Below are 9,327 nucleotides of genomic sequence, written 5' to 3'. Positions count from 1 at the left end.
AAGGATAAAGGATGAGGAAAATTGATTTTTCTTCTAGCGATCGCTATTTAAGTTTTTTTAACTATTATTTTCTGCTCAAACTTCGCTATCATAAGCTTTTTAAGATATAGAACTCTCCACTTGATAATTGCTTTATGGCAGATAATCTCAATTCGACTAATTCCTATGCGATCGACTTTGGTACCAGTAACACTGTGATTACTCGTTGGAATGGCGTGACTAAAACAGCAGAAACGATCACTTTCCCCAATTTTTCCCAGAAAATCCCCAATTCTCCACCAGTAATTCCCAGCCTAGTTTATGTTAAGGATGCCCGGTTGCAAAAAGTTCTTATTGGGCAGCAAGTACGCGATCGCGGATTAGATTTGGCAACAGACAATCGATTTTTTCGGAGTTTTAAACGGGGAATTGGAGCCGATATTCAGGGTTTTTTGCCGCGATTAGATGAGACAGAGATTACTTTTGAGCAAATAGGCGAATGGTTTCTCCGAGAATTGATTCAAAATTCCCAAACTGATGCGGGGGGGAATTTAGATTCTTTAGTCGTTACTGTCCCTGTAGATAGTTTTGATACCTATCGTTTGTGGTTAACGGACATCTGCCAATCTCTGGAGATCGGGCAACTGCGTATCTTGGATGAGCCTACTGCCGCAGCATTGGGTTATGGCGCAGCAGATCAGGAGCTATTACTAGTGGTGGATTTTGGTGGGGGCACGCTAGATATCTCTCTAATTCAATTATCGGAAAATACCAGCTCCAATCAGGGTTTTATCTTGAAATGGGGACAAAAAATTTTAGGAGAGAATACTGCTCAGAAAAAGCAAACTGCGAAGGTTATTGCCAAAGCTGGCCAGAATTTGGGCGGTTCGGATATTGACAATTGGCTGGTTGATTATTTTGCTACCAATCAAGGTTTAGATAAATCTGCTGTCACCACCAGATTAGCTGAACGCCTCAAAATTAAGTTATCTGAGCAAGAATCAGCAACGGAAGTATATTTTAACGATGAGACTCTAGAAAGCTATGCCTTGGAGCTCGATCGCCAAGGTTTTGAAGCAATCCTCGAACAACAAGGTTTTTTTACTAAACTTGATGAGTTGATGGCTCAGGTTTTGCAACGAGCCAGACGCAATGGGATTGAGGTAGAGGAGATCAATCAGGTGCTATTGGTTGGGGGCACTGTGCAAATTCCTGCGGTGCAAACTTGGGTCGCCAAATATTTTGAGCCCAGTAAGATACGTTGCGATCGCCCACTAACTGCGATCGCAGAAGGAGCCCTACAAGTTGCCCAAGGCATTGAAGTTAAGGATTTTTTGTATCATAGCTATGGCATTCGTTATTGGAATCGCCGAGATAAACGCCATAATTGGCATTCTATTATCAAAAGCGGACAACCCTATCCCATGGCCCAACCTGTGAGATTAGTTTTGGGAGCTTCGGTGGAGAATCAACCTAGTATTGAATTAATCTTGGGGGAATTGGCAACAGAAAGCGTCGGGAGGGAAGTCTATTTTGACGGTGATCGCTTGGTGACTCGTTCCTTGGGAGAGCAGACAACTAATGTGAAACCGCTTAATGATCAGGAAGGAGCAAGCACGATCGCAATTTTAGATCCGCCAGGGAATCCTGGTCGCGATCGCATTGAGCTTTTATTCTCTGTGGATGAACAATCTTGTTTGCGGGTGACGGTTCAAGATTTACTGACCCAAGAAACCCTACTGGATAATCAAATTGTGGGACAGTTAAAGTAATTTAAGCGGCTTCAGATTTAAATCGGGAATAAAATAATAAATCCTATGTACTGTTATGCGCAATGGCAATATCTTATAATTTGAAATAGTACATTTTTAAACAATTAAATAATTCAAAAATCACTAGAAACGCAGGGCTATGGAACAATCAAAAGACCGCATTATCATCTTTGATACCACGCTTCGAGATGGAGAACAATCTCCTGGTGCAACTCTCAATGTAGAGGAAAAACTGGAAGTTGCCCATGCCCTGGCACGTTTAGGAGTTGATGTAATCGAAGCAGGGTTTCCCTATGCTAGTCCTGGAGATTTCGACGCTGTCCAAAAAGTAGCTGCTGCTGTGGGCACCGAAAATGGCCCCACGATTTGTGGTTTGGCTAGAGCCACTAAAAACGATATTAAAACCGCAGCTGAGGCCCTCAAGCCTGCGGCAAATGGCAGAATTCATACTTTTATTGCCACTTCCGATATCCATCTAGAATATAAGCTACGTAAATCTAGAGCTGAAGTTTTGGCGATCGCGCCAGAGATGGTGGCCTATGCCAAATCTTTTGTGAACGATGTGGAATTTTCTCCCGAAGATGCGGGACGCAGTGATCCAGAATTTTTGTACCAAGTCTTAGAAGCTGCGATCGCAGCAGGGGCAACCACGGTTAATATCCCCGATACCGTCGGCTATACCACTCCCAGTGAATTTGGCGCTTTGATCAAAGGGATTAAAGACAATGTCCCCAATATCGATCAAGCAATCATTTCTGTTCATGGTCACAATGACCTTGGTTTGGCGGTGGCAAATTTCCTTGAAGCAGTCAAAAACGGTGCAAGACAATTAGAATGCACGATCAATGGCATTGGAGAGCGCGCCGGCAATGCTGCCCTAGAAGAATTGGTCATGGCGCTTCATGTTCGTCGTCAATATTTCAATCCCTTTTTTGGGAGACCTGCTGAGTCTACAGAACCTCTAACTCAGGTTGACACCAAACAAATCTATAAAACTTCTCGTTTGGTTTCTAACCTTACAGGCATGGCAGTACAACCAAATAAAGCTATTGTCGGAGCGAATGCCTTTGCCCATGAATCAGGAATTCACCAAGATGGCGTGCTGAAAAATAAACTTACCTACGAAATTATGGATGCAACATCCATCGGTTTGACAGATAATCAAATTGTTTTAGGTAAATTATCCGGACGTAACGCTTTTCGAACTCGCTTGAAAGAATTAGGTTTTGAGCTTTCAGAAAATGAGCTTAACAAAGCTTTTATCCGTTTCAAAGATGTTGCCGATAAGAAAAAAGAAATTACCGATTGGGATATTGAGGCGATCGTCAATGATGAAATTCGCCAACCGCCCGAACTTTTCCGCTTGGAACTAGTTCAAGTCTCTTGCGGAGACAATTCTTGTCCCACTGCTACGGTTACAATCAGGACTCCTGAAGGTGAAGAACTCACTGATGCTGCGATTGGCACTGGCCCGGTGGATGCTATTTACAAAGCAATTAATCGTGTGGCGGAAGTGCCGAATGAGCTGATTGAGTTTTCTGTGCAATCGGTGACAGGCGGCATCGATGCGATGGGAGAAGTCACAATTCGTTTGCGTTATGACAACCAAGTCTATTCTGGTTACTCCGCTAATACAGACATTGTGGTCGCTTCTGCTCGTGCTTATGTTAAAGCTTTGAATCGTCTTTATTCTTCCTTACAAGAGGCAGACAACAAAGAGGTTGTTGTTACTAATTGAATTAGGTTTTAGGTTTTAGGGGTTAGGTTTTAGGTTTAATTAGATTTTTTCACCTATTGCCTACTCCCTACTTCCTCATCAAGATTGACTCTTGGTAGGCGATGTTTAAAGCCACAGATAATTTCCCAGGAAATAGTGTTTAAACTATTGGCCCAGTCATCTACTGCAATGCGATGCTCTCCTTCTTGACCTAATAAAGTCACTATTTCCCCTGGTTGCACATTATCAAGATGACTGACATCTAAAATCATTTGATCCATGGTAATAGCGCCAATTTGGGGAACTAATTCTCCTCTAATTATTGCCTGTAAACGATTGGAGAGATTCCTCGCGACCCCATCGGCATAGCCAATTCCCACTACTGCGATCGCTGTCTCGCGATCGCAAATATATTTGTGGCCATAACTAACCCCTGTGCCTGGGGCAATCTTTTTCACCTGAGTTACCCGCGCTTTGACCTGCAATACAGGTTGGAGATCCAGTTTTGCCTGAAGATGAGATGCGGGATACAAACCATAAATTGCTAAACCAACTCTTACTAGGTCATGATGAAAAGTAGGCGATTGCAAGGTAGCCGCAGAATTCGCAATATGTAATAGATTCGGACTGATTCCTTGAGCCCTAATTTGTGCGATCGCATTTTGAAAGCGTTGATGTTGCAGATTCATAATCGTCGGATCACGATCATCTGCCGTGGCGAAATGGGAGTAAATGCCTGCTATGTCAAGGTTAGGTAACTGATGCACAAGAGAAACAAATTCGCGAGCTTGTTGCCAATTAGTTCCCAGACGAGACATTCCTGTGTCTAATTTAAGATGTACAGGCAAAGAAGTCCCAAGCGTATCGGAAAAAATTAAGGCTTGTTGGGGATTACAAATTGTCGCTTGCAATTTCCATTGGGCGATCTGATTAATTTCGATCGTCGAGTTAATTGCCCCCAAAAGTAAAATGGGAACCTTGATTCCTGCTTGTCGTAATTCGATTCCTTCGGCTAAAGTTGCAACCGCAAGCCAAGTTGCCCCATTTTGAATAGCTGTCTGGGCAACTATGACAGCACCATGACCATAACCATCAGCTTTGACTACTGCCATCAATGCTGTTTGGGGAGATAAGATACTCTTCAATTGTCTAACGTTATAGCCCAAAGCTTTTAAGTCAATTTCAACCCAAGCCCTTTGGCAATCAATGAATGGAGAAGCCGATTGCCTATTGAGACCTTGTTTTGCCGAAGAAAAAATTTTACTATGTTGCTGCCAACTGACCATTATCTTTGACCGAAAAATCTTTCATTTCGGACATCGTAACCTCAAGGACTCAAAAAGTAAAAAACTTTTGGCACGATTTGGTTTTTTATTACTTAATCAGGAAAACCGATTTCACTACATATTTCATAAAATGAAGTATCGGGTGCTGTGGTAAATAAGTGAGACATTTCTTGCAGGATTTTTTTATAGGCTTCTGTTTGGTTTTCCTGCATATCGTCAATTTTTTCCCAGAGAATAATCGCAATTCCCTCATCAGTTCCTGGTTTTTGCAATAGATATGCGCCTTTAAAACCCTTGGTATAAGTAGAAACAGCCTTTTCATATAACTGCTGGGCTTCTGCAAATCTACCGGGTTGAAATTCTCCGATCGCAACGTAAGCATATTTATGTTTGAGGAAATCGAGAAATTCTGACATAGGAACCCACCTCTAATTCTGAAGCCCATCTTGTAATTAGCCATAAGCTACTAGGTTTTCAGCCAAGTTAAAAACTTCTCTTATGGTCTTATCTAAGATTAAATTAATAGTAGGGCCAGTGAAGGCTAGCAGTTACAAAACTTATACATAGCAATCCTTGATATCTTAACTATTTATCCACATCATTGTTTTTGTTATGATTGATTTCACTATCATTCGTAAAATTAAAATCATTAATCAAATTAAAATTGTTGTTGATCTTGCCGAGAGCTACGGACACAAGCAGGATTAATAACAGAAACTTAAAACTAACGGATATTTTGCTAACCAGAGGACTAGGTTGATTAAATTTTCTGATTTGGGCTTGTGCTTTTTTTGCCTTTTTATATAAAACTATATCTTTTTGAGACTTTGCGATCGCCGCAGCCTGACGAAAATCTTCATAAGCTTGATGATTTTTGCCTAATTCTCCACAAATAATAGCCCTTTGGTAAAAAGCTCTTGCCAATTGAGAATTTAGCATAATTGCATGATTATAATTGGCCGTCGCATAGGGATAATCGCCTAACTCATAGTAGGTAATACCCCGATAATAATAGGCCAGAAACATTTTTGGCTTTAAAATTATGGCAATAGAAAAGTCTTGTATCGCTTCTTCGTGATTACAGATAATTCGCTTAACTAAACCACGATTATAATAAGCTTCCGCTAGGGTAGGATAATGCTTGATTGCTAAATTATAATTTTCTAAAGCAGCTTGATACTGTTTCTCATTAAATTGTTGATTAGCCCGTTCTAAATAATCAATATTCATCGTCTTAAATCACAGTGTTGGAAGTATCGTTTATTAATTGTTGGTTATTGGAGCAAATTTAATAAATTCTTTTTGATATAAATAATATAAACAATTTCAATCTATCTTGTATGTAGCTAAAATATATGATTCTCGTAATAATATTTAGGCTTTAGCTAGCATTGAATTAAAAAAACGTTACATTTCCCAGGCGGCTTCTATTTATAGCGCTACGCGCAAGTCAAGAGTCAAGAGTCAAAAGTCAAAAGTCAAGAGTCAAGAGTCAAGAGTCAAAAGTTCACCAGCCATAGGCTTGAACGTTTGCTAATGTCCTAACCAAATTGCGTAGTGCTATAGAACTCATCAGCTTGTGATTTTTTAGCCCACAAAACAAAAAAAATGAGTGGTTGCAAGAACCACTCATTGAAAAGCTAATTATTAAAATTCATTTGAACTTTAATCCGTCACTACACGGAAACAGCTTTCTTAGTACTAGCAGCCAACTCACCACTAGCATATTTGTCAGCGTAGACATCCAAAGTTGCTTGTTTGATTTTGCTTGCATTACCAGCAGTCCAGAATTGTTGGTAGCGATCAGAACAAACTTGTTGCATGTACTTCATTGAAGGTTTCATGAAGTGACGAGGATCGAAGTTAGAAGGATCTTTAGCAGCAGCCTCACGAATCGCAGCAGTAATTGCTAGACGGTTGTCAGTATCGATATTAACTTTACGAACACCGCTCTTGATACCTTTTTGAATTTCTTCAACAGGCACACCATAGGTTTCAGGAATTTTTCCGCCGTACTGGTTAATCATGTCTAACCATTCTTGGGGTACAGAGGAAGAACCATGCATTACCAAATGAGTGTTGGGAAGACGGTCGTGAATTTCTTGAATACGGCTAATAGCAAGGATTTCACCAGTGGGCTTACGAGTAAATTTGTAAGCACCGTGGCTAGTACCAATAGCAACAGCTAGAGCGTCAACTTGAGTTCTTTCGACGAATTCTACTGCTTCGTCAGGATCAGTTAGAAGTTGGTCTTTGCTGAGAGTACCTTCAAAACCGTGACCATCTTCAGCTTCACCTTGGCCAGTTTCTAAAGAACCGAGGCAACCTAGTTCGCCTTCAACACTAGCACCGATAGAATGAGCAACTTTTACGACCTCTGCGGTAACGTTAACGTTGTATTCAAAGCTAGCAGGAGTTTTAGCATCTGCTTCTAGAGAACCATCCATCATGACGCTGGTGAAACCATTACGCATTGCAGAATAGCAAGTAGCGGGGCTATTTCCATGATCCTGGTGCATAGCAATGGGAATATGGGGATAGCTTTCTACTGCGCCTAAGATCAAATGACGAAGGAAGTTTTCTCCTGCATATTTACGCGCACCGCGAGAAGCTTGAAGAATAACAGGGCTATCTGTCTCATCAGCAGCCGCCATAATTGCCAAAATCTGTTCTAGGTTATTTACGTTAAACGCAGGGATACCGTAACCGTTCTCTGCTGCGTGGTCTAAAAGCAACCTCATGGGGACGAGAGCCATGGATATCCTCCTAATTTATATTATGTTAATTTTCAGTACTCTGCTTTAAGAAAAATAACTTTCTTGATTATTAATCTTAAGATATTTTTCATACCTTTAATAATACATTACATTATATTGACAATTTAATCTTCTAAAAGACTCAATATTAATCAGTTATCACTCTTGATTTTTGCCCTTATATGCATAGAGATTTATTTGCCCGCGCTGCTTTAGCTGAAATTCCCAAAATTCTGACCTTACTAGATCGCAATCGCCATAGCCCCACCTATGGTTGTTTTGATCGGACTTTTTGGCAGTATAAAGTAATTGATTTTCCGGCGGGGATGTCTCAGGAGTTTGTTTATCCACTGGCTTTGGCTTATCACACTGATCTAGTCGGCAATCAGTTTTATCAACAACCGATCCTCAAGGAATGGATTGAAGCCGGTATTCTCTATGGAGCGAAAAGCGCTCATTCTAATGGTTCTTGTGATGATTATTTTCCTTTTGAAAGAGCAGCCGGCGCAGCAGCTTTTTCTTTGCTGGCCGCAATCGAAAGTTATCAGTTGATGGGATTAGATAATCCAGAAATTTTGCATTTCTTCTCAAAGAGAGCAGATTGGCTGGCTCATCATCAAGAATCTGGGCGCTTGACAAATCATCAGGCGTTGATTGTTTTGTGTCTAGAATTATTATCGAGACTTTTAAAAAGCGATCGCTGGGATCGGAGTAAGACAGAAAGATTAGAACAAGTTTTATCTTGGCAAAATCCTGAAGGTTGGTTTATCGAGTATGAAGGTTGCGATCCTGGCTATCATACTTTGACTATTTCCTGTTTGGCTAGGGTTTATGAGCTGAATCCAAATAATAGGTTGAAAGATGCGATCGCAAAAGCTGTGTTGCTAGCTGCCCAATTTGTTCATCCTGATGGTTCCTATGGTGGCGAATATACGAGTCGCAATACTTATAATTTCTTTCCCCATGGTTTTGAATTGGTAGGAAAATGGCTTCCTGAGGCGATGAATATTAACGATCGCTTTTTGCAAGGATTAGCCAATGATCTAGGTAGTTGTTACGCTGATGATCGCATTGTCGGTCATCATTGTTGGAATTATCTTTTGGCCTGGCGCGATTTTATTGCCGAGCGTCCTGAGCTCAAGCCGCGATCGCAGGGACGTTTTTATTTGGAAGAGGGTGGAATTTTAGTCGATCGCCGTGGTGATACGGAGTTATATCTGGCTTTGAATAAAGGGGGCGTCTTTAAGTTATTTCACGATGGCAAGTTAATTGCTTCGGATACGCATTTTTCTTTGCAGATTCAAGAAGGGAAAAAAGTCAAAAATGCAGTGGGACATTTGGTGAGTAATTATAAGATTAGTTTAGAGGAGAATGAGATTGCGATCGCGGGTGCTTTGGGTTGGGCAAAACAAAAACAAATGAATCCTTTTAATTTAATTATTTTGCGGTTAGTGATGTTAACTATTGGTCGTTTTTATCCCAATTTAATTCGCAAAATCTTACAGAAAATTCTGATTACAGGGAAAAACAAAGCTTCTTTTAAGTTTAGACGTTGTTTAGTTTGGCAGGATGATCATTGGTTCGTCAGGGATGAGTTGACTGCGGAGTCTTGGTCTAATGTCTTGGCTGCGGCGATCGGTTGCGATCAGACTTCTATCTATGTAGTTATGAGTCGCACTTTTCAACCGGGGCAATTACAATCTTGGTGGGATTTGACCGAAAGGATTGGCAATTTAAGTCCTGGTGAGACTCTAAAATTAGAGAGAGAATTTAAAATTGTCAATTAATGTAAAGCAATAACTGATAACTGATAACTG

The 9,327-nt window shown here is 40.7% G+C and carries 7 protein-coding genes; 3 read left to right on the top strand and 4 right to left on the bottom strand.

What is annotated here, in order from left to right; translation table 11 throughout:
- Window positions 1–134 precede the first annotated feature (134 nt).
- Both XEN7305_RS09720 and XEN7305_RS09715 read left to right on the top strand, forming a co-directional pair.
- Window positions 135–1,751, top strand: coding sequence for an Hsp70 family protein (locus XEN7305_RS09720; protein ID WP_006509231.1), 1,617 nt, complete (start codon window positions 135–137; stop codon window positions 1,749–1,751).
- Between the two features lie 139 nt (window positions 1,752–1,890).
- Window positions 1,891–3,489 (top strand): 2-isopropylmalate synthase, encoded by a 1,599-nt coding sequence (locus tag XEN7305_RS09715; RefSeq protein WP_006509230.1) that lies wholly within the window; start codon window positions 1,891–1,893, stop codon window positions 3,487–3,489.
- Between the two features lie 53 nt (window positions 3,490–3,542).
- Here XEN7305_RS09715 and alr read toward each other — a convergent pair whose 3' ends face one another.
- From alr to fba, 4 genes are all read right to left on the bottom strand, one after another.
- Window positions 3,543–4,754: an alanine racemase gene (gene alr / locus XEN7305_RS09710; RefSeq protein WP_006509229.1), complete on the bottom strand. Its 1,212-nt coding sequence runs from the start codon at window positions 4,752–4,754 to the stop codon at window positions 3,543–3,545.
- A gap of 92 nt (window positions 4,755–4,846) precedes the next feature.
- Window positions 4,847–5,170: a hypothetical protein gene (locus tag XEN7305_RS09705; RefSeq protein WP_006509228.1), complete on the bottom strand. Its 324-nt coding sequence runs from the start codon at window positions 5,168–5,170 to the stop codon at window positions 4,847–4,849.
- Between the two features lie 169 nt (window positions 5,171–5,339).
- Window positions 5,340–5,984 (bottom strand): hypothetical protein, encoded by a 645-nt coding sequence (locus tag XEN7305_RS09700; RefSeq protein WP_006509227.1) that lies wholly within the window; start codon window positions 5,982–5,984, stop codon window positions 5,340–5,342.
- A 446-nt stretch (window positions 5,985–6,430) separates the two neighbouring features.
- Entirely contained in the window at window positions 6,431–7,510 is a 1,080-nt protein-coding gene (gene fba, locus XEN7305_RS09695) for a class II fructose-bisphosphate aldolase (RefSeq protein ID WP_006509226.1), read from the bottom strand.
- A gap of 182 nt (window positions 7,511–7,692) precedes the next feature.
- Here fba and XEN7305_RS09690 point away from each other — a divergent pair, with 182 nt between their 5' ends.
- Complete coding sequence (locus XEN7305_RS09690; protein ID WP_006509225.1) at window positions 7,693–9,297, top strand: hypothetical protein; 1,605 nt, start codon at window positions 7,693–7,695, stop codon at window positions 9,295–9,297.
- Window positions 9,298–9,327: the final 30 nt, after the last annotated feature.

Source organism: Xenococcus sp. PCC 7305 (genome assembly GCF_000332055.1).
Lineage (GTDB): Bacteria > Cyanobacteriota > Cyanobacteriia > Cyanobacteriales > Xenococcaceae > Xenococcus.
Note: the sequence above shows the minus strand (reverse complement) of the source record. Positions and strands in the feature narration are given on the sequence as shown.